Source organism: Streptomyces sp. CA-146814, from assembly GCF_050942385.1.
In the GTDB taxonomy this organism is placed as follows: Bacteria; Actinomycetota; Actinomycetes; order Streptomycetales; family Streptomycetaceae; genus Streptomyces.
Genome location: NZ_CP192068.1, coordinates 3,176,039 through 3,199,091 on the forward strand (window position 1 = coordinate 3,176,039; position 23,053 = coordinate 3,199,091).

Consider the following 23,053-nt stretch of genomic DNA (forward strand, 5'->3'; position numbering starts at 1 on the left):
TTCTTACGGCCGTAAAGACCGCCGGAGCCTTACGGGGTCAGGCCGCGCACCAGCAGGTCGAGCAGCGCGCAGGCGAAGAGCGCCATGCCGATGAAGCCGTTGACGGAGAAGAAGGCGCGGTTCAGCCGGGACAGGTCGTGCGGCCGCACCACGCGGTGCTCGTAGACGAACGCCACCGCGACGATCACCATGCCGATCCAGTAGAAGACCTCGGCGTCCGTCGCCAGGCCGAACCAGACCAGCAGCCCGGTGGTCACCGCATGACAGACCCGCGCGCCCCAGAGCGCCGCCGGGATGCCGAAGCGCGCCGGGAAGGAGAGCACCCCGTGGGCCCGGTCCGCCTGGACGTCCTGGCAGGCGAAGATCAGGTCGAAGCCGCCGATCCAGATGCCGACGGCCAGCCCCAGGATCACCGCGTCCCACGACCAGCTGCCGGTCACCGCGAGCCAGGCGCCGATCGGCCCGATGGCCTGCGCGAGCCCCAGGATGGCGTGCGGGAAGTTCGTGAACCGCTTGCCGTACGGATAGACCACCATCGGCACGACGGCCAGCGGCGCCAGCATCAGGCAGAGCGGGTTGAGCAGCGCGGCGGCGCCCAGGAAGACGGCGAGCGCGACGAGCGCCCCGGTCCACGCCGACCTCACCGACACCGCGCCGGTGACCAGCTCCCGGCCCGCGGTGCGCGGGTTACGGGCGTCGATCTCCCGGTCGATGATCCGGTTGGCGGCCATGGCGAACGTCCGCAGCCCCACCATCGCGAGCGTCACGAGCAGCAGGACGCCCCAGTGGATCGTCCCGTCCAGCTGGAACATCGCGGTCAGCGCGGCGATGTACGCGAAGGGCAGCGCGAAGACCGAGTGCTCGATCATCACCAGCCGCAGGAAGGACTTCACCCGGCTGCCCGAGGGCGCCGAGCCGGGGACGGCCGCCGCCTCTGCCGCGCCGCTCACAGCCCGTACTCCTTCCAGCGGCGGTCGACCTTCGCCGCCGTCTCCGGGTCGGACTCGACCATCTCCGGCCAGCCGCCGTCCCGGGTGTAGCCCTCGGTGGGCAGCTTCCGGGTGGCGTCGATACCGGCCTTGCCGCCCCAGAACTGCTGGTACGAGGCGTGGTCCAGGTGGTCGACCGGGCCCTCGGTGACGGTGAGGTCCCGGGCGTAGTCGGTGTTGCCGAGCGCCCGCCAGGCGACCTCGTGCAGATCGTGGACGTCGCAGTCGGAGTCGACGACCACGATCAGCTTGGTCAGCGACATCATGTGCGCGCCCCAGATCGCGCTCATCACCTTCTGCGCGTGCTTCGGGTACTTCTTGTCGATCGAGACGATCGCGCAGTTGTGGAAGCCGCCCGCCTCGGGGAGGTGGTAGTCCACGATGTCCGGCACGATGATCTTCAGCAGCGGCAGGAAGAACCGCTCCGTGGCCCGGCCCAGCGGCCCGTCCTCGGTCGGCGGCCGACCGACCACGATGGACTGGAGCAGCGGCCGCTTGCGCATGGTCACGCAGTCGATGGTCAGTGCGGGGAACGGTTCCTGCGGCGTGTAGAAGCCGGTGTGGTCCCCGAACGGGCCCTCCGGCAGCATCTCGCCCGGCTCCAGCCAGCCCTCGATGACGACCTCGGCCTGCGCCGGGACCTGGAGCGGCACGGTCTTGCAGTCGACCATCTCGATCCGCTTGCCCTGGACGAACCCGGCGAAGAGGTACTCGTCGATGTCGCCGGGCAGCGGCGCGGTGGAGGCGTACGTCACGGCGGGCGGGGCGCCGAAGGCGATGGCGACGGGCAGCCGCTCACCGCGCCGGGCGGCGACCTGGTAGTGGTTGGCGGAGTCCTTGTGGATCTGCCAGTGCATCCCGATGGTGCGCTTGTCGTGGCGCTGGAGCCGGTAAAGCCCCAGGTTCCGGACGCCGGTCTCGGGGTGCTTGGTGTGGGTGAGGCCCAGGTTGAAGAAGGAGCCGCCGTCGCCGGGCCAGGTGAAGAGCGCGGGCAGCTGCTCCAGGTCGACCTCGTCGCCCTTCAGGACGACTTCCTGCACCGGCGCGTCGTCCGACTTCACCTTCTTCGGCGGTACGTGGACCATCGAGCCGAGCTTGCCGAAGGCCTCCCGTACGCCGACGAAGCCCTGCGGCAGCTCCGGCTTGAGCAGGCCGCCGATCTTGTCGCTGATGTCGCTGTACGACGTCAGCCCGAGCGCCTTGAGCAGGCGCCGGTCGGTGCCGAAGACGTTCATGGCCAGGGGCATCGAGGAGCCCTTGACGTTCTCGAAGAGGAGGGCGGGGCCGCCCGCCTTGTTCACCCGGTCGACGATCTCGCCGACCTCCAGGTGAGGATCGACCTCGGCCTTGACGCGCTTGAGATCACCATCGCGTTCAAGAGCCCGGAGCAGGGAGCGGAGATCGTCGTAAGCCATGCGGTCCAGTTTGTCATCCCCGCCCGCGCGCCCCCGCCGGGGCTCCCCCGGCTCCGGGCCCGGGATTCCCGGCGGCCAGCCGGTACCCTGGCGGCGACACCGGGGAACACCGAGCCCCGCCGCCCGCTCCACTGGGGGACGCGCCATGAGAGCCCTGATGTTCATCCTGCCGCTGGCGCTGATGATCTACGCCTTCATCGACTGCCTGAACACCTCGGAGGAGGACACCAAGCATCTGCCCAAGATCGCCTGGGTCTTCATCATCCTGCTGTTCTGGGTGGTCGGTTCGATCGGCTGGCTCTTCGCGGGCAAGGTGCGTCACTCCTCGGCCGGAGGCGCCGGGCTCTCCTCCTGGCAGCCGGGCGGCAGGCGGCAGCAGTGGGTGGCCCCGGACGACAACCCCGACTTCCTGAAGTCCCTCAAGGACGACAAGGAGGCCGAGCGCGCGGCCGCCGAGGAGAAGGAGCGCGGACGCCGCGAGGGCGGCACGAGCCCCGACGACAAGACCCCGCCCACGTCCTGACGGGCTATTCCTCCCGGCAGGGGTGATCTTTCCGACCGGCGCGGTGGGCGCGTCAGGCGGGTGGCTTCGGCCATCCTCGAAGGGGTAACGCAGCGCGCGCCTCTCTTTGACGGGCACGCGTGACCCTCTTGAGGAGCCCCACATGTCCGCGACCCCCACCGCGACCTCCACCGAGTCCCCCGCCGACCTCGTCGCCCGCCTCCGCGCCACCTTCCGTACCGGCCGCACCAAGGACCTCTCCTGGCGCACCGGCCGGCTGGAGCGGCTGCGCGCCCTGCTCACCGAGCACGGCGACGACCTCGCGGACGCCCTCCGCGCCGACCTCGGCAAGAGCCGCAAGGAGGCGTACCGGACCGAGATCGACTTCACGGTCCGGGAGATCGACCACACCCTGGAGCACCTCGCCGACTGGCTGCGGCCCGAGCCCGCCCCCGTACCGCCGCATCTCGCGCCCACCGGGGCCACCGCGCACACCGTGCTGGACCCGCTCGGGGTCGTCCTGGTCATCGCGCCCTGGAACTACCCGGTGCAGCTGCTGCTCGCCCCGGTCGTGGGCGCGCTGGCCTCCGGGAACTGCGTGGTCGTCAAGCCCAGCGAGCTGGCGCCCGCCACCTCCGCCGCCGTGGCGCGGCTGCTGCCGCAGTACCTGGACACGGAGGCGGTCGGCGTCGTCGAAGGCGCGGTGGAGGAGACCACGGCCCTGCTGGAGCAGCACTTCGACCACATCTTCTACACCGGCAACGGCACGGTCGGCCGGATCGTCATGGCGGCCGCCGCGAAACACCTCACCCCGGTCACCCTGGAGCTCGGCGGCAAGTCGCCGGTCTTCGTCGACCGGGGTACGGACCTCAAGGCCGTAGCGGGACGGCTCGCCTCGGGCAAGTTCCTCAACGCCGGGCAGACCTGCGTGGCCCCGGACTACGTGCTGACCGACCCGGAGACCGCCCCGGCGCTCGCACAGGCGCTGGCGGCCGCCGTGGAGGGGCTGTTCGGGGCGGACCCGGCCGAGCACCCGGAGTACGGGCGGATCGTGAACGAGCGTCACTTCGACCGGCTGACGGGGCTGCTGGACTCCGGCCGTACGGTGACCGGCGGCGCCCACGACCGGGGCACCAAGTACATCGCGCCGACCGTGCTGGCCGATGTCGCGCCGGACGCGCCGGTGATGGGCGAGGAGATCTTCGGCCCGATCCTGCCGCTGGTGACGGTGGACGGCCTGGACGAGGCGATCGCCTTCATCAACGACCGGGACAAGCCGCTCGCGCTGTACGCGTTCACCGACTCCCCCGCCGTACGGGACCGGCTGCTGGCCGAGACCTCGTCGGGCGGCGTCGGCATCGGGCTTCCGCTGGCCCATCTGACCGTCTCGGACCTGCCCTTCGGCGGGGTCGGCGAGAGCGGCATGGGCAGCTACCACGGCCGCTACTCGCTGGAGACGTTCAGCCACCGCAAGGCGGTCCTGGACACGCCGCTGAGCTGACGTGACGACGAAGGGCGCCCCGGGTGGAGACCCGGGGCGCCCTCGTCGTCACGCGGTCTCAGACCCCGGCGTAGGAGTGCAGGCCGGTGACGAAGATGTTCACGCCGTAGTAGTTGAACAGCCAGCAGGCGAAGGCGACCAGCGCCAGGTAGGCGGCCTTGCGGCCCTTCCAGCCGGCCGTGGCGCGGGCGTGCAGGTAGGCGGCGTAGGCGACCCAGGTGATGAAGGACCAGACCTCCTTGGGGTCCCAGCCCCAGTACCGGCCCCAGGCGTCGCCCGCCCAGATCGCGCCCGCGATGATCGTGAACGTCCAGAGCGGGAAGACCGCCGCGTTGACCCGGTACGCGAACTTGTCCAGCGACGACGCGGAGGGCAGCCGCTCCATGACGGAGGTGGCGAACTTCCCCGGCGTACCACCGGAGGCGAGCTTGTTCTCGTAGCTGTCGCGGAAGAGGTAGAGCACCGTGCCGACCGCGCCGAGGTAGAAGACGGCGCCGCAGATGATCGCGGTCGAGACGTGGATCCACAGCCAGTACGAGTGCAGCGCGGGCACCAGCTGGTCGCTGTCGGTGTAGAGCGTCGTGGTCGCGATGCCGAGGTCCAGCAGGACCGTGGTGACCAGCGGCAGGCCGATCCAGCGGACGTTCTTCTTCAGTGCGAGCAGCAGCAGGTACGCGCCGACCGCCACGGTGGAGAAGGTGATCGAGAACTCGTACATGTTGGCCCACGGCGCCCGCTGCACCGAGAGCGCGCGGGTGATGACACCGCCCGCCTCCACGGCGAAGGCCACCACGGTCAGCGAGACCGCGATCCGGCCCCACAGGTCGCCCTTGAACGTGCCGCCGGCCGCGCCGGGACCGTCCGGCACGTCACGGGTTCCGGCGGCGGAGCGGGTGACGACCTTCGGCCGCTCCAGTACGGCGGTGGAGCCGGCCTGGGTGACGACCACGGGGGCGGAAGCGCCGGCCGCGGAGCCGGAGAGCGCGGCGGCCGTGCGGCCGACCTTGCTGCGGCTGCCGAGGACCCACTCCGCGATGTGCGCGAAGAAGGCCAGCGTGTAGACGGCCATCGACGAATAGATCAGCACATTGCTGGTGTTCGCCAGGCTCTCGTTGGTTGCGGCGGCGAGATTCACTTCTCAGCCCCTTCGGCAGGTGCTTCAGCAGGGTGTACGGGCCGGCTCCCGGCCTCGTTCGTGGCATCGCCGGACGGCCCGGGGACGTCAGGACTCTTCGACGCGTCAGGACTCTCCGGGACCTCGGGCTTTTCCGGGGCGTCAGGTTTCTCCGGCGCGACCGGCGCCGTCGTGATCAGGGCGGCCGCGAGGTCGCCCAGCTCCTCCGGGAGCTTCGCGGACTCGCTGCGGCCGAGGCCCGCCATCTCCACGACGGTCACCCCGTCCGCGCCCCGGACCGCCCGGACCCAGACCCGGCGGCGCTGGATGAAGAGCGAGGCGGCCAGTCCGACGATGGCGGCGATGGCACCGCCGAGCGCGAGGCCGTTGCCCGGCTGCTGCGAGATCTGGAAGCTGGCCCACTCCTCGATGCCCTCGAAGGTGATCGAGCCCTCGCCGTCGGCCAGGTCCAGCTTCTCGCCGGGGCGCAGCATCTTCTTCAGCAGCTCGCCGTTCTCGTCCTTGAACTCCTTCATCTTGGACGTGTCGAGCTGGTAGACGTTCTGCGGCAGCCCGGAGTCCACGCCGAGGGAGCCGCTGTAGGCGCTCAGCGCCAGCACCGGGAACTCGGCGCCGGGGAACTGCGAGAACATCTGGCCCTTGCCGTGGCCCGCGAAGGTCGGCACGAAGAAGGCCTTGAAGCCGAGCTGCGTCTTGACGCCGTTCTTGTCGCGGTAGCCGTCCATCACCTTGATCGCGCCGGTGGAGGTGATGTTGTTGTCGATCGGCAGCAGCGGTACGGAGCTCCGCGAGACGACCTTGCCCTTGCCGTCCCGGACGGTGACGACCGGGGCGTAGCCGTGGGCGATGAGGTAGACCTTGGTGCCGTTCACGACGAGCGGTTCGTTGACGCGGATGACGGCCTTGCGGTCGGGCCCGTCGGCGCCCTCGGCGTACGTCACGCGGGCCTCGAAGGTGCGCGGCGTGCCGCGTTGCGGGCCGCTCTTCTCGTACGTACCGACGAACTTGTCCAGGACGAAGCTGAAGGGGGCCAGCGTGTCGGAGTCGTAGAGCGAGCCGGACTTGAAGTCGTCGTACTGGGTGAGCGTGTTGGCGAAGCCGTCGCCCTCCACCACCAGCTTGCCGCCCTCGGACTTGAAGAGCTGGCCGGCGGCGAAGGCCACCAGCATCACGATCAGGGCGATGTGGAAGACCAGGTTCCCGGCCTCGCGGAGGTAGCCCTTCTCGGCGGCGACCGCGTCGCCCACCGTGTGCGCGCGGAACCGCCGCTTGCCGAGCAGGCCGCGGGCCGCCTCGCGGACCGCCTCGGGCTCGGCCTCGGTGCGCCAGGTGGTGTACGCGGGCAGCCGGGTCAGCCGCTTCGGGGCGCCGGGCGGGCGGCTGCGGAGCTGGCCGACGAACTGGCCGGTGCGCGGCACGATGCAGCCGATGAGCGAGACGAAGAGCAGGATGTAGATCGCGGAGAACCACACCGAGCTGTAGACGTCGAAGAGCTGGAGCTTCTCGTAGATCGGCGTGAGGGTGGTGTGCTGGTCCTTGAAGTTCTGGACCTTCAGGTCGTCCACGCTGGTCTGCGGGATCAGCGAGCCGGGGATGGCGCCGAGGGAGAGCAGGAAGAGCAGGATCAGCGCGACCCGCATCGAGGTGAGCTGCCGCCAGAACCAGCGGATCCAGCCGACCACGCCCATGGCGGGCAGGCCGGTGCCGTGGGCGGATTCGGTCTCCGGGCGCTCCTCGCGGGGCGCGGTGGAGAGCCGCTCGCCGGCCGCGTCGTCGACGCGCCGCTGCTCGCGCCCGGCCGCCGTGTCCTCGTACGCGTTCTCGGCCGCCGTGTCCTCTTGCCCGGTCCCGGTCGCCGGGTCCTCGTGCCCGGTCCCGGCCGCCGTCTCTTCCGTACGAGCGCCGGTGTCCGTGCCGCTGTTCGCCTTGCTCATGAACTCAGATCCCCACAACGAAGCCGCTGGACCAGGTCTGCATCTGCTGCATGAGCGTCGCCCACACGCCCGTCAGCAGCAGGAGTCCGGTCACGATCATCATGCCGCCGCCGATCCGCATGACCCAGGCGTAGTGGCGCTTGACCCAGCCGAACGCGCCGAGCGCCTTGCGGAAGGCGACCGCGGCCAGGATGAACGGGACGCCGAGTCCGAGACAGTACGCGACGGTCAGTATCGCGCCACGTCCGGCGGTGGCGCTCTCGGCGGAGAGGAACAGCACCGAGGAGAGCGTCGGGCCGATGCACGGCGTCCAGCCGATCCCGAACAGCGCGCCGAGCACCGGCGCGCCCGCCAGCCCGGCCACCGGCTTCCTGTGGAGGCGGAACTCGCGCTGCGTCACGCCCGGCAGGAGCCCCATGAAGAAGATCCCCATGAGGATCATCAGTCCGCCGAGGACCTTGTTGAGCACCTCGGAGTGCATCTGGAGCTCGTCGCCGAAGTAGCCGAAGAGCGCCCCGGTGGAGGCGAACACGGCGGTGAACCCGAGGACGAAGAGCGAGGCGCCCGCCACCACGCGGCCACGGCGGGCCTCGGCCAGGTCGGTGCCGCTGACCCCGGTGACGTAACTCAGATAGCCGGGGACGAGCGGCAGGACGCACGGCGAGAAGAAGGAGACGAGCCCGGCCAGCAGGGCGATCGGCACGGCCAGCAGCAGGGCCCCGCTGACGACGGTGTCGTTGTACGAGGCCAGCGTGAGCGCGCCGTCGTACGAGGCGAGCGGGACGGGCCCGTGGTGCGCGGCGAGCGGGATCACCGGGTCACTTCTCCGCGATGATCGGGTCGATCATCTCGTGCAGCTGGTCGGCGTCCAGCGGCTGGAGCGTGCGGGCCGCGATCTTCCCGTCCCGGTCGATCACCACGGTGGACGGGATCGCCTTCGGGTTCACGGTGCCCTTGGGGAAGCGGAGCATGAGCTTGCCGATCGGGTCGAAGAAGCTCGGGTAGGTGACCCCGTAGTCCTTCTCGAAGTTGATCGCGGGGTCCCGCTGCGCGTCCCGGGTGTTGATGCCGAGGAACTGCACGCCCTGGTCGGCGGTCTCCTCGGAGACCTTGGCGAAGTACTTCGCCTCCAGCCGGCAGGGGCCGCACCAGGAGCCCCAGACGTTGAGCACGACGACCTTGCCCTTGTAGTCGGCGAGGTCGAGCGGCTTGCCGTCCAGGCTCTCGCCCTGGAGCTTCGGCGCGTCCGGGCGCTCCTCCTTCGCGACGGTGGAGATGCCTCCCTTTCCGGTGACGAAGTTGGTGTTGCCGCCACCCTGGGCCTTGTTGCCGTCCCCGCACGCGGTCAGCGTCAGGGCCCCGGCCACGGCGGTGGCGGCGAGCAGGGTGAAGCGGCGTCGGGACGCGCGGCCAAAGCTCATGTGAAAAGTTTCGCATGGCAGTTCCGGCGATCTCCCGCACCCCCCTCGGTGCCCGTAAAGCCCCTTGTCAAGCCTGTTTAAAGAAGGAGTTCCAGCCGCCTGCGGGCGACTGTCCGACCTCCAGGGTGCGGAGCTTGGCGAGGACGGCGGGATCCTGCGCGTCGAGCCAGTCGACGAACTGCCGGAAGGAGACGAGCCGCACATCCTTCTTGCCGGCCGTCTTCTTGATCACTTCTTCCACGGCGTCCATATAGATACCGCCGTTCCACTCCTCGAAGTGGTTGCCGATGAAGAAGGGCGCGCGATTCGTCGTGTAGGCGCGCTCGAAACCGTTCATATACGCGCCGGTGGCCTGCTTGCGCCAGCCCGGATACCGCGAGGGCATGCCCTTGGTCGAATTCTGCGACTGATTGGCGAGGATGTTGTAGTCCATCGAGAGGACCTCGAAGGAGTGGCCGGGGAACGGCATGGCCTGGAGCGGCAGATCCCAGACGCCGCCGCGCTTGACGGGCCACGTCTGGCGGCCGCCGGGCGAGCTGGCGTCGTAGCGCCAGCCGAGTTTGCTCGCGGTCGGCAGGAGATTGTCCTGGCCGAGCAGACAGGGGGTGCGGCCGCCGATCAACTCCTTTCGGTAGTCGAACGGCAGCGGGTCCTCGTTCTCCCAGCCGGTGTTGGTCCGCCATTCCGTGACGAAGGACACAGCCTGATCGATCTCGCTCCGCCATTGCGCGGGCGTCCAGCGTTCGACGGATCCGGAACCGCCGCAGAAATGCCCGTTGAAGTGCGTGCCGATCTCATGGCCGTCCAGCCAGGCCTGGCGTACGTACGTCAGCGTGTCCTTGACGTGGTCATCGGTGAGATAGCCGATGTCGGAGGCGCCGCGCGGGTTGTTCGGAGGACGGTAGAGGGATTTCTTCGACTCGGGCAGCAGATACAGCCCGGAGAGGAAGAAGGTCATCGCGGCGTCGTGATCTTTCGCCAGTTCCAGAAAGCGCGGGAAGAGGCCGTTGCCGACCTCGCCCGCCCCGTCCCAGGAAAAGATCACGAACTGCGGCGGCGTCTGGCCGGGTTCGAGCGGGACGGGTGCGGCGGGCTGGTGGGGCTGCTTTCCGGTGTCGGCGGTGGAGCCGTCGCCGATCAGCCGGCCCTTGTCCTTCTGGTCCTTCGGCGAACCGTTTCCGCTGTTGCCGCCGGTGCCGGTGCCGGTGTCGCCCTTGCCGCCGGCGCCGGTGTCACCCTTGTCACCGCCGCCCTCCGCCGAGCCGGAGGAACTGGAGAAACCGCAGCCGGCGAGTCCGATCGCGGCCGTGGTGCCGAGCCCCGCGCCGAGCAGTCCCCTTCGATTGATGTCGCGCATGTGGTCCCCATCTGCGGTCGTTTTATCTCAAGGCCATACAAACTGCTGGACAGTGAGAGGCCTTGAGCGACGCGACGGTTCCGTGCAATTGGGGACTTTCTTTACGCTTTACCTTCCGGCGGGGCTTCCGGGCAGCGCTGCGGAGCGCGCGGCCGGACAGCGGGCCGGGCCCGTTCCACCCTGGGACTCTGCCGCGTCCACGTCAAGACTGGTACCCATGAGCTCCACCAGCGCGTCCGCCAGGAACCCGCGCCAGCAGGCGTAGTCATGACCGCCGTTGTGGAGGTTGCGGGTGACCCGGTGGCCGCGGGCGCGGAGCACCGCCTGGAGGGCCTCGGTGTGTTCGGCCAGCGCGCCTTCGTGCAGCCCGACGTCGAAGTGGACGGCGGCCCCGCGCGCCCCGTCCGGCGGCCCGTCGCGGAGTCCGGCGGCGAGCGTGGCCAGCCACGGCGTCCCGACCGCGTCCGGCGCCACGGCCCCGGGCACGAGGCCCGGCCGCCACCACAGCGACGGCGACTGCGCGATCACCGCGCCGAACCGCTCGGGCCGGGTGAGACCGGCGTACAGCGCGGTCATCCCGCCGAGCCCCTGCCCGGCCACCACCGTCCGGTCCGCCCGCGCGGTCAGCGGCCACCGGGTGCTCGCCCAGGGCACCACCTCGTCGGCCAGGAAGGAGACGTAACTCTCCCGTCCGCCCAGCTCCAGCCTCCGCGTGGCGGTGCCGACGGCGTCCGGGGCGAGGACGGCGAGCGGCGGGAGGGCCCCGTCGGCGATCAGCGCGTCCAGCGTGTCCTGGAGGCCGAGCCGGTCGAACCACATGTCGCCGTCGCAGAGCACCAGCAGCGGCAGCCGGTGGCCGTCCCGCTCGCCCGGCTCGCGCGCCGGCCGGTACGGGACGGCGTCCGGCGGCAGGTAGACCCACACGTCCCGCTCGGCGCCGAGCGCCCCGGCCGCGACGGCGTGCCGCTCGACGGTTCCGCGCGGGATGTCGGCGCGGCGGCCGGACCACGGCTGCGGCGGGGCCTTCGGCAGCGCGAAGACCGAGTCCCGCGCGTCACGCCAACGGGCCGGTATCCGGGCCGGGTTCAGCGGATCGGCCCCGCCGTGCGCCCGCAGCGCCAGCAGCCGCCGTTGCAGCAGCACCGGATCGGTGGGGGCGGGTCCGGCGGAGATGTCGGCCACCATCCGGTAGGAGCCGCGGTGGTCGGCGCGCAGCCGGTGGCCGAGGTACCAGATGTCGGTGCCCGGCAGCTGGTGCAGCAGCGAGTCGGCGAGCCGGTCGCGGTCGGTGATGCCGCGGGCCATCAGGAGGACCCGGCGGGTGGCGCGGTGGCCGCGCCAGAGGAAGGTGACGGCCCGGTGGCCGGGGTCGTCGTCGAGCTCCTCGACGAGCGGGGTGCCGGTGCGGGCGGCCTCGGCCCAGAAGGCCTCGGTGAGGGCGTCCCGGGCGGCGGCGTCCCGGGCCTCTTCAAGCTGCCGGGCGAGCCGGGCCAGCCGGGGGCCGGTGACCGGGCGGGGGGCGGCGTCCAGGTCCGTGAGGCCGCCTGCGTCGGTACGGCCGCCCGTGGGCGGACAGTCACTCATCGGCGGGCCGCCTCACCGGGCCGGACCGCGGCGCCGGTCTCGGGTCGGGGGCATGGGTCGGGGCCGTACGCGTCATCGCTCCACCACTTTCGCGAGCAAACTTAGCTTAGCCTAACCTAATCTAACGCATCGCCACCTTCCACGAAGAAGCACGAAGAACACGAGGACCACGAGGGCCACGAGGGCCACGAGGGCCACGAGGGCCACGAGGAACGGGAGGCCCACGAGGCCCACGAAGAACGGGACCGACCGCGGTGGCGGTCGGTCCCGTATGTTCACGGCTCGTGCGTACGGCGATTACGCGCCGAAGGCCTTCGACTTCCCCTTCACCGGCTTCGCCCCGGCCAGCAGATGCGCGGGCACCAGGTCCCGGGCCGGCTCCGAGTAGCCGACGGAGACGATCCGGTCGCCCTGATAGGTGAAGCTGGTCAGCGAGGCCAGCGTGCACTGGCGCCTGCGCGGGTCGTGCCAGAGCCGGCGGCGCTCCACGAACGAGCGGACGATCCAGATCGGCAGCTGGTGGCTGACGCAGACCGCCTCATGGCCGCGCGCCGCGTCCTTGGCCGCGTCCAGCGCGCCCATCATGCGGACGACCTGCTCGATGTACGGCTCACCCCAGGACGGCCGGAACGGGTTGGTGAGGTGCTTCCAGTTGTCCGGCTTGCGCAGCGCACCGTCGCCGACGCCGAAGGTCTTGCCCTCGAAGACGTTGCCGGCCTCGATGAGCCGGGCGTCGGTGGCCAGGTCCAGGCTGTGCGCCTTGGCGACGGGCGCGGCCGTCTCCTGGGCGCGCTCCAGCGGGGAGGCGACGACATGGGTGATGTCGCGCTTCTCCAGGTGGTCCGCGACCCGGTCGGCCATCTGCCGGCCCAGCTCGGAGAGGTGGTAGCCGGGGCGCCGGCCGTACAGCACACCGTCGGGGTTGTGGACCTCGCCGTGGCGCATCAGGTGCACCACGGTGATGTCCTTGCGGCTCGCGCTCTCGCTCATGCGGTGGCCTCCGATGCGGCACGGGCGGCAGCGGGCAGGGCGGCGGCGATCCGCTCGACCGCCTGCTCGTCGTGGGCGGTGGAGACGAACCAGGACTCGAAGGCGGACGGCGGCAGATAGACGCCCTGCTCCAGCATCGCGTGGAAGAAGGCGGTGAAGCGGAAGGACTCCTGCTTCTTCGCGTCCTCGTAGTTGCGCACCGGCCGGTCCGTGAAGAAGACCGAGAACATGTTGCTCGCCGACGACACGGTGTGCGCGACGCCCTCCTTGGTGAACGCGTCACCTACAAGGGAGCGCAGTTCGGCGGAGACCGCGTCGATCTTCGCGTACGCCGCGTCGTCGAGCAGCCGCAGCTGCGCGAGGCCCGCGGCGGTGGCGACCGGGTTCCCGGAAAGCGTGCCCGCCTGGTAGACCGGGCCGGCCGGGGCGAGGTGCGCCATCACGTCGGCGCGGCCGCCGAAGGCCGCGGCCGGGAAGCCGCCGCCCATGACCTTGCCGAAGGTCATCAGGTCCGGGCGGACGCCGTCGACGCCGTACCAGCCGGCCTTCGATGTACGGAAGCCCGTCATGACCTCGTCGGAGATGTACAGGGCGCCGTTCGCCGCGCACAGCTCCTTGAGCCCGGCGTTGAAGCCGTCGGCGGGCGGGACGACGCCCATGTTGCCGGGCGAGGCCTCGGTGATCACGCAGGCGATCTCGCCGGGGTGCGCGGCGAAGGCGGCCCGCACCGCGTCCAGGTCGTTGTACGGCAGCACGACGGTGTCCCCGGCCGTGGCACCGGTGACGCCCGGGGTGTCGGGCAGCCCGAAGGTGGCCAGGCCCGAGCCGGCGGCGGCGAGCAGCGCGTCCACGTGCCCGTGGTAGCAGCCGGCGAACTTCACGACCTTGGCTCGGCCGGTGAAGCCGCGGGCCAGCCGGATCGCCGACATCGTCGCCTCAGTGCCGGAGGAGACCAGGCGCACCTGCTCGACGGGCTCGATCCGCGCCACGATCTCCTCGGCCAGCGCGACCTCGCCCTCCCCCGGCGTACCGAAGGAGGTGCCCCGGGAGACCGCCTCCTGGACGGCGGCGATGACCTCGGGGTGGGAGTGGCCGAGAATCATCGGCCCCCACGAGCAGACAAGGTCGACGTACTCCCGCCCATCGGCGTCGGTGAGGTACGGACCGGTGCCGGACACCATGAACCGGGGCGTACCGCCCACGGCCCGGAAGGCACGCACGGGTGAGTTCACGCCGCCGGGCGTCACGACGGACGCCCGGTCGAACAGCGACTGCGAAACTGGGGCTTCGTATGAGTACGCCACTTTGGTCCTGATCTGCGATTCGGGTGTCGGGAGGCCGGGCCGGAGAATCCAAGGTAATCCCGGCCACCGGTGAGCAGTCAGCGCGCTCCCCTCGTATCACGGAAGAGCGTCGGCACCCTCACGTCTGCGAAACTGGGGCGACACAGGGAAAGCTCACACATGCCATGGTGTCAGAGGCACGGACGGTCTTGCGGACAGGCGTTTCACCGCACGCCCGTGGGGGAGGTCACTGACACGATGATCGGGTTGCGCGGCGGGGGCTGTGTCTCCTAAGAAGTAGTCGGGTGGATGAGATATGCATCGCGGTGGCGGAGTGGGCGAAGGGACCGACGACCTGGGGCCCGAGCCTGCCCGGCGAGGGCGGCACCGGCGAAAGGCCGAGCACGCACAGGGCAGCAGGGGCGCGGAGAGCACACCGCCCCCCGGAAGCAGGAGCAGTGGCGGGATGGGGGTGACCTACAAGTACTTCGGCGCCCCGGACGGGGCGACCGCCGCACGCGTGCCCATTTCGATGCGCCCGGAGGAGCTGGGCGGCGACGAGCTGGGCATGGGCGGCATGTTCACCAAGATCAAGCCGGAGACGGTGGCCGCCATGGTCCTGACCGGCATCCAGGGCATACCCCTGCACAAGGTCCCGCCGCTGGAGCTGGTCGTCCTGCACCCCGACTACGCGGTGGTCAAGCTCCCCATGACCGTCGTCGACCCGCTGCGCGGCATCGGCGAGGAGTCCGTCGGCGCGGCGGCCTTCATCTGGTCCACGGTCCCCGACCGCGGCGGCCCGCGCGACGCGTTCAACGTCTACCAGCTGCTCCACGAGTGGCAGGACTTCTCGCACCGGCTGCACGACGCGGGGCACCAGGCGTACTGCCTGGTGTGGCCGTGATCTGGGATTTCTTGGGCTTCGGGCGGGTCTTTCGGTCTCCGCCCTCGTCATGTACCGATAGGGGCCGTCAGGCGGCCAGGGCACATTGAGGGCACATGGGTTTCGGCGGGACCACTGCTGTGCCATGAGCCTTCGGCGTACCGCCGCCCTCTCCCGCCTCGGCTTCGGTGAAGGCGTCGTCGATCGCCTTACGGGTCCGCGTGTCGCTGGACGGCAACAGGTGGGTGCACGTGCGCAGCATGAAGCCGGGGTCCGAGTGGCCCAGGAACTCGGAGAGCGCCTTGATGCTCTCCCCCGCGTCCAGGAGCACTGAGGCGTACGCGTGCCGGAGGGCGTGCATGCCGTCCTCGGGAGCCGCCTGGAGGTACCTCACCGCGCTCGCGGGGAGGGATTACACCGGCGGCGGCCGCGGCCAAGGCTAGCTTCCGGGCACCCATGTTGAAGACGCTGCGGTTGTAGGCCCGCTTTTTCTGGTCGACGAAGAGGAGACGGAGGGTCTTGGGCGTCACCGCGCTCACCGCGAGGAAGGAGGCGTTGATGGCACGAGGCTCTTCCGGATGACGCTGTCGGCGGCACGCAGAGCTGCTGACAGCGCTCCTTGCATCTGGTCTGGGAAGATCTCTGTCCCGAGGGCGCAAGCCCGCACCAGAGCGCGGCAGTCCTGCTCTTGCCGGTTCGTAGCAAGCTCGATGAACAGAGAGTTCGCCAAGTTCTCACGTGCCGCGTAGCCGTCCTCGGCCTTCGTCGCCCTCCGGTGCAAGTCCTCAACGATGCGGTATGCGGCCGGAAGATCGGGGGACCCGACCACGTCGAGGACGGTCAGGCCCAGCCGGATATCGAAGACGGTCATCCCCGGCTCGGCCTTCCGCTCAAGGTAGGCGTCTGCCAACTCCGCCAGGTGACCGCCGACTGGTTGTCCCGCGTCGCGGCGCCACAGGGCAGTCAGGCATGCCGTGACAGTCTGCTCCCACGGTTCGCCGGGTACCGTACCAGCGAGGAGTGTCGCGGCGTGTGCCGTATCTCCCGCTGCGAGCGAGGCGAGTACCGCTACTTGGCGTCCATCGAGCATTCGCCTGCCCACGCCTCGGTGGGCCTCAATGTGGTCCAGAGCCTCGGGCCAGCGTCCCTCTGCAGTAAGAGCGCGCGTCCCGTCGGCGAGCAGCACACGCCATAGCCACGCGGCGACCTCATGGCGGTCCTTGTCTGTGGCGGTGAGGTCCGCCGGAATTGCAACGCCTTCAAACCTGGCTGGTGTGCTCGCCTCTACGGCTGCGTACAGGTCGAGTAGCTGCTGGCGACCCGCATCGGCGCGGCCGCCGCGGATCTGGAGGCGGGCGAGATTGACGACGGGCTCCAAGCCGCGGATCGCGCTGACTGCGGGAAGGGGGCAAGCATGGAGATAGGCGGCGGCGTGCTCGTGGCACATCGCGCGCGCTAGGTCGGACAAGCTGAGATCGGAGGCAATGAGGGCGGCCTGGTTGTAGACGGAGGACGCCAGCCCTTGATCGGTATCCGCCATCGCAGTGTCGGCCAGGTCGACGAGGGCGCGCACGCGCTTCGGCAGGGGAAGGCAGGCGGGCCGGAATCGGGCGACGAGCGGAAAACGCTGAGCTGTGGATCCGTGCGGGTCCATGGACTCCCCCAGGTGTGTGTGAAGACGGGTAAAGCCACGGTGGCCGCCGGTTGCGCGCCGACGGCCACCGCCCACTACGCGTGGGGTGTCAACTCCAGTCGACGACGATGCGGTTCAGCGGGGTTTCAAGCGCGAAGAGGCCGGCTCGCTGCTCGATCGCGGGGGCGTCGGGAGGCTGGATCTCGAACGTGGCTTCACGGCCCCGGTACTCCAGGTCCCACACGCGGATGGCCGCAGCGACCCTTGCGGCCAGTTCATCGCTGCCGGGACCGTGGCCGATGACCCCGAACTCCCACAGCTTGCCGCCCTCGGAGGTCTTCTTCTCAGACAGACGCCGTGCGAGGTAGGTGACGGCGCCTTTGTCGACGGCTGCGGTCGAGGAGGGGTAGGGGTCCTCGGTGAGCAAAGTGCCCTTGGCAGCTTGCGGGAAGAGCATCCGGATCAGGCCGGAGGGAAGGGAGCAGGTGAGGAACAGTTCCATCCACTCCGGCGACTCCATGGCACGGACCGTCATGCCCGTCCACTCCTCGGTGCGCGGCTCGTGCAGGACGCCGTCGAGGGCCTCGGTGTCGATTGTCTGCCCGGCGGGGGCCTGGAGCCGTACGGTTCCGTCCGTGCTGAGCGGGATGACCCGGCGGTCGTCGTCGGCGATGCCCCGCCTGAGCGGCATGAAGGTATTCATCTCGCTACCGAGGGACCTCCACCGGCCATCGCGCTGCTCATAGGCGATGGAGCGGGACACCGTGCCCTTGAGCCGCTGCGGGACGAGAAGCCGGCCCCCGGGAGCAAGCTGCTGCAACCAGGCGTGCGGCACGCCGTGCGCGCCTACGGTGGCGATGATTCGGTCGTACGGCGCACCTTCCGCGTAGCCGAGGGCCCCGTCTCGGGTGACCGCCTCAACGTTGGTGATTCCGGCGGCGGAGAGATGCGCGCGGGCGCCCTCTACGAGGTCGTCGTCGACATCGAGCGTGGTGACGTGCCCGCTCTCACCGACCAGATGGGCAAGCAGACCGGCGTTGTAACCGGTGCCTGCGCCAAGTTCGAGGACGCGCTCGCCTTGCTGGGCGTCGAGCTGGTCCAGCATGAGAGCGACCATGCCCGGCTGGGAGGCACAGGAGATCGAGCTGCCGTCGGTGTCGTACTTGATGTGCACCGGCGCGTTGGCGTATGCGTCTTCGAGCGGCACATCGGGCACGAACACGTGACGGGGCACGGTCCGCAACGCGGTCTCCACGCCGGAAGTTCGGGCGCTTCCGTCAGCGCGGAGCTTGTCCACCAGGGCGTCACGGAGGCGCGCGGCATCGGACGTCGGAGTAACGATCGTGTCGGTGTTCACCCCTTTCACGCTATCGGCGTCGGTCGTCGACTCGGTCAGCGACGCGGTGTGGTCACTCGTTCCCATGACTGCCTCTCGTGCAATGTTGGACAGAGCGCTCTGGTCGTCCCTGATGAGACCGGCGCGGTTGGCGTGGAAGATGATGTGGTGGGCTATGACGGCTCGCAGGCCGCGTGTGAGGGCGCCGCGGCAGGCCAGCGCGGCGAGCACGGCACCGGCCCGTTCGAAGGCGGTCACCCACTCCTCGTGCGCGTGGAGTGGACCACCCTGGTTGCAGAGGCTGTAGGCGTCAGCGGTCATGAGCTTCCGCATCGCCGGAACCAACTCAGCGGCTCTCTCGGAGCGCGCTGGGTCGGTGGGCGGCCGAAGAGCCGAGACCTTCGCCCATACGTCACCCTGCTCGAACCAGTCGAGTCCGGCGCCGCGCATCATGGCGCTCGCCAGCAGGACCGCAGTCTCCTTGCGCCCCAGGTGGTCCGGGCTCGGCTGGTAGGTGAGCAGGTGGCGGGAGTCGCTGTGGAACAGTCCGTGGGCCGTGTCCGTAGCGCCCGGACCGCCAAATGCCTCGGACTCGGGCTCGTAGACAGAGGGCAGCCATGACACGACCGCCCCGTCACCCACGAGATCGCTCAGCAGCGACTCAATGATCGGGGAGGGCTCGTCGGCGAGGTACCGCAACGGCCAGGGCTGCTTGTTCATGAACCACCAGTCGGTGAGCTGCCCCTCGGTCTCGGCTGTGATCAGGGCGGGCCCGAGGCGTTCGTCGATGGCATGCCGGGCGCTCTCGCGGTCGATGAAGGTGATGTTGTGCTGCTGCCAGTCAGGTGGCATAGAAGTCCTTCCGTCGGTGAATCAGGCAATGAGCAGGCAGGAATCCCAGGCGGACTGGGGTGGTGCGGCGGTATCGGCAGCGAGAAGAGCCAGGGCTGTTCCGGCGGCTCCATCGAGCAGGCCGGGCCCCGCTCCTGTGCCGCTGACAAGTGCCGTGGCCGCGCGTTCGAGGTCGTTGTCCACCGGGCAGATCGCGGCCAAAAGTCCCGGGATCGCGGCTCGGAGTCGACCGACCGTTGAGGGATGGGCGTCTGCGGCCGTGCGGACGGCGATGTGGGTGAGGCCGGCAAAGCCGTGGCACAGGCCGTGGTCCGTCGTGGCGCCGAGCTGGTCCGGGTCGGTGAGGGCGGCGGCGAGCGCGTTCTCCGCCGTGATCTGGCGTTCGGTGTCACCGGTAGCGAGCGCGGCGAGTTGCTGAGCGCGGGCGAGGCCAGCGGTTCCGTAACACCATGACGAACGCCGGAGTTTGGACGCGGCGCAGCGACCGGTACGTAGCTCGCTCCGGGTGATCCAGTATGGCCAGGTTGCTCCTCGGCTTGTCTCCTCCTGCCAGCGGTCGAGCCAGGCCAGGATGGTGTGCAGCGCTCTGAGGTGCCCGTTCGTAACGGTGCTCTTCCGGGCGGCGAGGGCCAGAAGCACGAGCACTCCGGCGATGCCGTGGGCCATGCCGGTGTTGGCATGTCCACCGGGGAATTGTTCGTCCGGTCTGCCCGAGGGCCCCATCGCAGTCCACCAACCCGGAAGGTCCTCGCCAGATTCCCTGATCGGTTCGATAAGGCGCACGCAGTAGTCGAGGACAGCGCGCACCATAGGACTGTCTGGGTTCCGGCGTAGAAGGCAAGCCCCGTATCCGGTCAGGCCACGGATGGCGTCGAACTCGGCCAGTTGCGGAAGGCATCCGGCATCGATGCGGCGATGCGCTGCGTCGAGACGGCGTTTGACGTCGATCCCGATCTGTCGGCCCATCGAGTCCAAGGCGCGCTGGTAGGAGCCAGGAAGATGGTCGGCGGCGCAGGCAAGGGCGTGGGCGAAGGCAGGCACGCCGTAGAAGGGGTGGCTGTCGGGTCCACTCGTGAGGGATCCGTGGGACGCAGCAGCGAGCCAGTTGTGCGCATGCTGCCACGGTCCGAGGCCGTTCGCGGCCCGCTCGATGTGAAGAAGCGCGATCCCGGGCGGGCCGTAGGCGAGATGTTGCCGATGTGTCTGGAGGACGGAAGGCACCGTGCCGGGGTCGGCGAGCCTCGCAGCAACGGCATCGACCAGGCCGAGCGTCGGGAGCACGGTCACGCCGGCCTCCTGGTGGTGCGGGCAGTCCACGCCAGAGCAGCAGCGCGAGCCAGGTAGAGGCACACCTCTTCCTCGGGGAAGTTCACCGCGACGTGCCGCACGAAGTGGACGTGCAGAAGGGAGGTCAGGACGTCATCGACGGCGATGCCCTGGGTGTCCGGGCCGGGAAGGTGCAACCGGTACGCGGCGAGTGCCGCATCGCGCTCTGCCCAACCCGACACGATGGCGTCTCCGCCCTGGACCTCGCGCAGGGCGGCCCAGTCGTCGGCTGGGTTCGCGAGCCGTACGGCCTCGCTGAACTGCGGGCGGGGAACGGACGCAGGCGCCGTCGGCGAGACGTGGTCGGCCAGCCAGCGCATCGCGACCTCGGTGCTGCCGAGGAACGCGGAGACGATGGCGACGGTGTGGGCAGCCACCAGCGTGCGTTGCGCTGGCCTCTGCGGCTCTGTGAGCTGGGCCAGAACGGCGTGCGAGTCTGCCCGAAACACATCCTCGGCCGCCTCCCAGGCGGCACCGGAGCCCCAACGACCCATTTCTCGATAGGAGGTGGGATAGCGCAGGTCTGCCAGCAGGCCGCCGTTGCGCAGGTCGTCGGCCCACGCGCTCACGGTCCGCGCCGTCTGAGCGAAAGTTCTGCGGTCAGGGAGAGCGATGCGGACGCGGAGGTGCTGGTCCGGGTCACGGAAGCGGATGAACCACCACCGCGGGTTGCCCAGCCGTTCGATGAGTCCGGGGAGGTGTTGGGAAAGCAGGAGGTCCTGGCGGCGGGGATCTCCGTACAAGGCGGCGAGCAACACCGATGAAGCAGCGGGAGTCTGCAGCTGGGCCGACGAGAGGGCGCGAGCCTCAGTGGGAACAGGCAGGGGCGGCCAGGACGGCGGCCGGGTCGCTTTGAGCGGCACCACGATCTCGTGAGCTCGCCCGCCGCACCAGCCGTTCGCTTCTGGTTCCGGGGCCTCAGTGAGCACGGCCTGGTGAGCGCGGTCGAGGTGTCGGAGCAGGAGCGTCCGATGGCCGCCTTCGTCGAGGTCGAGGAAGAGACGCCGGTCGTCTTCCACAAGGAGCACGCGGCGAGGCAATCCCCGCTGTGCCCGCCATTCGGAGAGCGCGGTGTCCCACTCAGCGCGAGGACGAGCACGGCCGGGCAATTCGGACGCCTCCAGACGCCAGCGCGCCGGGGTCAGCACCGTACGCCCGTACCGCAGGCGCGGCAGGAACGGCATCGCTGCTGCGACGCCCCAGTCAAAGGTGGTGACCTGCGCGCACTGGGCACGGGACAGTTCAGTGAGGAAGCGTGCCAACGGCGGAGTGTGCGTGTGCAGGTTCAGCGCGTTCATGCCGACGGCCTCGACGCGGTGCCCCCGTTCCGGAGCGGCCAGGTACATGCGGCGGCCATCGCACCCCACGGCCAGGTCCTTCGGGGTGAGAACGGTGTCTTTCGGTGCGCAGTGCTCTTGGAGGCTGATCAGGGTAGGCAGGACCTGCGGGGCGCGGGTGACATGAGCGCTCTCCGGGAGCAACGGCGGGAAGGAGAGCTGGGCGGGCACGGTATCGCTGTCCGCAGCCGGAAGATCGGCCAGCTCCGTGGCCAGGGCCTGACGCTCGGGGGGTGCCAGTACGTCGAGGAACCGGCCTGTCGAAACGCCGGCCCCGCGCGACACGCTCACGACCTCCAGCTGGAATCGCCCGCGCTGCAAGTCCTTCAGACTGGCGGCGTGCACTCGCACCCCTACCTCCAGATGCGGCGGCAGTCGTGGCTCGTCGGGCCCCACGTCCAGGACGTCGATCTGTTCGTCAGTGAGTACGACCTCGTCGCGGCGGTCGAGCGCAGCACCCTGCGCCAGGCGTACGAGGGCGTCATCCCGAGCGGAGACGCGGGGCCGACGCGAACCGTCAGGACTGCCCGGGTAGCCGTCGGGGTAGCCAGTCCCGCTGTCCGCGACGACCTCCGCGAGCGGGACCATCGTGCCGATGCCGTACCGCTCGTAGAAGCGCTGGTGGTAGGCGTTCCACGCGGCTGTCCCGTACGGGCGGGTGCTCACCCGGGTGAGGATGAAGGCGGCGCGCTCGATCTCCCGAGCCACTTCCTCCGGTAGGAGGAGACGCGCATCCAACCGCAGGTCAAGCGCAACAGGGTGCCGACGCAGGCCGGGCACGAGGGCATGCATCCGCGCTGCGGTGCTTTCCCGGCCGCCGCGCGTGGCGCACTCCTTCAAGCCCATTCGGACCGCGTGCAGCTCGCGTGCCGTCTCCGCTACCGACGCAAGGTTGTCGACGCCGATCGTGTCGAGTTGGTCGAGCAGATACCCGAGGGCGTCGGTCTCGGTACTTGGAGCGTGCAGGCTCGTGATGAGCACTCGTCTCCGGACCAGCTCCGCAAGCAGACGGTGCACCTTCTCCGTGTCGGCCTCGGGGAACTCCGCCCGGAGCCTTTCCGCGAGAGCTCCGCAGCGAATCGGCGTCCGGGCCGCGGCGAGGACCGCACGCACCGGCTCTGTCAGAGCCAGGGATGCCTCGACCGCGCGCATCCGGTCGTCATGCGGATCGGGTTGGAACGGCACGATGAGCCGGTCCCCCCGGCTCATCACGGTGTTGTTGACGACGACGGGCAGCTGGTCGAGGAGTTCCGGGCAGGACTCGAGCCGTTCGACCACAGCGGCGAGCCACTCCGCACCCGCGCGGCCCACGGCCACATGAGCCTTGCCCCACTCCGCACGTGCCTGCGAGCCGAACGCCACAGTAGTCACTCCGGCGAACAGGCCGAAGGGCGTGGCCCGGTGCTGGGCCCGCAGGAGGTATCGGGACACCGACAGCGCCACGCGCCGTATGTCTCGAAGGGGAGGATTCTCGGTGGTACACACAGCCCGCACCTGCATGGCCAAAGCTGGGCTGGAGTGCGCCACGGCGCCGGCGATGTGCTGGTCCGCCCAGACCGCGCGAAGCCACGTCAT

17 protein-coding genes and 1 pseudogene are annotated in these 23,053 nt (G+C 69.9%); 3 read left to right on the plus strand and 15 right to left on the minus strand.

Annotated elements, in window-relative coordinates; translation table 11 throughout:
* Positions 1-29: 29 nt before the first annotated feature.
* Both mqnP and ACQP09_RS14020 read right to left on the minus strand, forming a co-directional pair.
* Positions 30-950, minus strand: coding sequence for a menaquinone biosynthesis prenyltransferase MqnP (mqnP, locus tag ACQP09_RS14015; protein ID WP_433399111.1), 921 nt, complete (start codon positions 948-950; stop codon positions 30-32).
* Positions 947-2,404 (minus strand): menaquinone biosynthesis decarboxylase, encoded by a 1,458-nt coding sequence (locus ACQP09_RS14020; RefSeq protein ID WP_433399114.1) that lies wholly within the window; start codon positions 2,402-2,404, stop codon positions 947-949. The genes mqnP and ACQP09_RS14020 overlap by 4 nt, the downstream gene beginning before the upstream one ends.
* Positions 2,405-2,561: 157 nt before the next feature.
* Between ACQP09_RS14020 and ACQP09_RS14025 the strand changes: the two genes are divergently transcribed.
* Both ACQP09_RS14025 and ACQP09_RS14030 read left to right on the plus strand, forming a co-directional pair.
* Positions 2,562-2,927 carry a PLD nuclease N-terminal domain-containing protein gene (locus ACQP09_RS14025; RefSeq protein ID WP_433406590.1) on the plus strand — a complete coding sequence of 122 codons (366 nt, stop codon included), beginning with the start codon at positions 2,562-2,564 and terminating at the stop codon, positions 2,925-2,927.
* A gap of 142 nt (positions 2,928-3,069) precedes the next feature.
* Positions 3,070-4,407: an aldehyde dehydrogenase family protein gene (locus ACQP09_RS14030; protein WP_433399117.1), complete on the plus strand. Its 1,338-nt coding sequence runs from the start codon at positions 3,070-3,072 to the stop codon at positions 4,405-4,407.
* A 58-nt stretch (positions 4,408-4,465) separates the two neighbouring features.
* Here ACQP09_RS14030 and ccsB read toward each other — a convergent pair whose 3' ends face one another.
* The 8 genes from ccsB to hemL all read right to left on the minus strand — a co-directional run bounded on the left by ccsB (position 4,466) and on the right by hemL (position 14,132).
* Positions 4,466-5,542 (minus strand): c-type cytochrome biogenesis protein CcsB, encoded by a 1,077-nt coding sequence (gene ccsB, locus ACQP09_RS14035; protein WP_433399120.1) that lies wholly within the window; start codon positions 5,540-5,542, stop codon positions 4,466-4,468.
* Entirely contained in the window at positions 5,539-7,476 is a 1,938-nt protein-coding gene (locus ACQP09_RS14040) for a cytochrome c biogenesis protein ResB (RefSeq protein ID WP_433399123.1), read from the minus strand. The genes ccsB and ACQP09_RS14040 overlap by 4 nt, the downstream gene beginning before the upstream one ends.
* A gap of 4 nt (positions 7,477-7,480) precedes the next feature.
* A complete protein-coding gene (locus ACQP09_RS14045) occupies positions 7,481-8,290 on the minus strand; it encodes a cytochrome c biogenesis CcdA family protein (RefSeq protein ID WP_433399126.1) in 810 nt (269 codons plus the stop codon).
* Between the two features lie 4 nt (positions 8,291-8,294).
* Positions 8,295-8,897, minus strand: a complete 603-nt coding sequence (locus tag ACQP09_RS14050) for a TlpA family protein disulfide reductase (RefSeq protein ID WP_404069318.1) — start codon at positions 8,895-8,897, stop codon at positions 8,295-8,297.
* Between the two features lie 67 nt (positions 8,898-8,964).
* Positions 8,965-10,254 carry a hypothetical protein gene (locus ACQP09_RS14055; RefSeq protein WP_433399129.1) on the minus strand — a complete coding sequence of 430 codons (1,290 nt, stop codon included), beginning with the start codon at positions 10,252-10,254 and terminating at the stop codon, positions 8,965-8,967.
* A gap of 108 nt (positions 10,255-10,362) precedes the next feature.
* On the minus strand, positions 10,363-11,838 hold the full coding sequence (gene fes / locus ACQP09_RS14060; RefSeq protein WP_433399131.1) for an enterochelin esterase: 1,476 nt from the start codon (positions 11,836-11,838) through the stop codon (positions 10,363-10,365).
* A 297-nt stretch (positions 11,839-12,135) separates the two neighbouring features.
* Entirely contained in the window at positions 12,136-12,828 is a 693-nt protein-coding gene (locus ACQP09_RS14065; protein WP_433399133.1) for a histidine phosphatase family protein, read from the minus strand.
* On the minus strand, positions 12,825-14,132 hold the full coding sequence (hemL, locus tag ACQP09_RS14070) for a glutamate-1-semialdehyde 2,1-aminomutase (RefSeq protein ID WP_433399136.1): 1,308 nt from the start codon (positions 14,130-14,132) through the stop codon (positions 12,825-12,827). Before hemL ends, ACQP09_RS14065 begins: the two co-directional genes overlap by 4 nt.
* Positions 14,133-14,427: 295 nt before the next feature.
* On the opposite strand from hemL, the gene ACQP09_RS14075 reads away from it, so the two are divergent.
* A complete protein-coding gene (locus ACQP09_RS14075) occupies positions 14,428-15,015 on the plus strand; it encodes a hypothetical protein (protein WP_433399139.1) in 588 nt (195 codons plus the stop codon).
* Positions 15,016-15,082: 67 nt separating this feature from the next.
* On the opposite strand, the pseudogene ACQP09_RS14080 reads toward ACQP09_RS14075, so the two are convergent.
* From ACQP09_RS14080 to ACQP09_RS14100, 5 genes and pseudogenes are all read right to left on the minus strand, one after another.
* Positions 15,083-15,518, minus strand: a pseudogene (locus ACQP09_RS14080) (site-specific integrase); the annotation flags it as partial.
* An 11-nt stretch (positions 15,519-15,529) separates the two neighbouring features.
* Positions 15,530-16,648 carry a hypothetical protein gene (locus ACQP09_RS14085; RefSeq protein ID WP_433399142.1) on the minus strand — a complete coding sequence of 373 codons (1,119 nt, stop codon included), beginning with the start codon at positions 16,646-16,648 and terminating at the stop codon, positions 15,530-15,532.
* Positions 16,649-16,736: 88 nt separating this feature from the next.
* On the minus strand, positions 16,737-18,815 hold the full coding sequence (fxlM, locus tag ACQP09_RS14090; protein ID WP_433399145.1) for a methyltransferase, FxLD system: 2,079 nt from the start codon (positions 18,813-18,815) through the stop codon (positions 16,737-16,739).
* Positions 18,816-18,836: 21 nt separating this feature from the next.
* Positions 18,837-20,132 carry a lanthionine synthetase C family protein gene (locus ACQP09_RS14095; protein WP_433399147.1) on the minus strand — a complete coding sequence of 432 codons (1,296 nt, stop codon included), beginning with the start codon at positions 20,130-20,132 and terminating at the stop codon, positions 18,837-18,839.
* Complete coding sequence (locus ACQP09_RS14100) at positions 20,099-23,053, minus strand: lantibiotic dehydratase (RefSeq protein WP_433399150.1); 2,955 nt, start codon at positions 23,051-23,053, stop codon at positions 20,099-20,101. Before ACQP09_RS14100 ends, ACQP09_RS14095 begins: the two co-directional genes overlap by 34 nt.

Coding starts and splice junctions, on each gene's coding strand:
- fxlM (WP_433399145.1), bottom strand. CDS start 18,815: ATGCCACCTGACTGGCAGCAGCACAACATCACCTTCATCGACCGCGAG.
- fes (WP_433399131.1), bottom strand. CDS start 11,838: ATGAGTGACTGTCCGCCCACGGGCGGCCGTACCGACGCAGGCGGCCTC.
- ACQP09_RS14075 (WP_433399139.1), top strand. CDS start 14,428: ATGCATCGCGGTGGCGGAGTGGGCGAAGGGACCGACGACCTGGGGCCC.
- ACQP09_RS14055 (WP_433399129.1), bottom strand. CDS start 10,254: ATGCGCGACATCAATCGAAGGGGACTGCTCGGCGCGGGGCTCGGCACC.
- ACQP09_RS14085 (WP_433399142.1), bottom strand. CDS start 16,648: ATGGACCCGCACGGATCCACAGCTCAGCGTTTTCCGCTCGTCGCCCGA.
- ACQP09_RS14040 (WP_433399123.1), bottom strand. CDS start 7,476: ATGAGCAAGGCGAACAGCGGCACGGACACCGGCGCTCGTACGGAAGAG.
- ACQP09_RS14030 (WP_433399117.1), top strand. CDS start 3,070: ATGTCCGCGACCCCCACCGCGACCTCCACCGAGTCCCCCGCCGACCTC.
- ACQP09_RS14100 (WP_433399150.1), bottom strand. CDS start 23,053: ATGACGTGGCTTCGCGCGGTCTGGGCGGACCAGCACATCGCCGGCGCC.
- ACQP09_RS14050 (WP_404069318.1), bottom strand. CDS start 8,897: ATGAGCTTTGGCCGCGCGTCCCGACGCCGCTTCACCCTGCTCGCCGCC.
- ACQP09_RS14065 (WP_433399133.1), bottom strand. CDS start 12,828: ATGAGCGAGAGCGCGAGCCGCAAGGACATCACCGTGGTGCACCTGATG.
- ACQP09_RS14025 (WP_433406590.1), top strand. CDS start 2,562: ATGTTCATCCTGCCGCTGGCGCTGATGATCTACGCCTTCATCGACTGC.
- ACQP09_RS14020 (WP_433399114.1), bottom strand. CDS start 2,404: ATGGCTTACGACGATCTCCGCTCCCTGCTCCGGGCTCTTGAACGCGAT.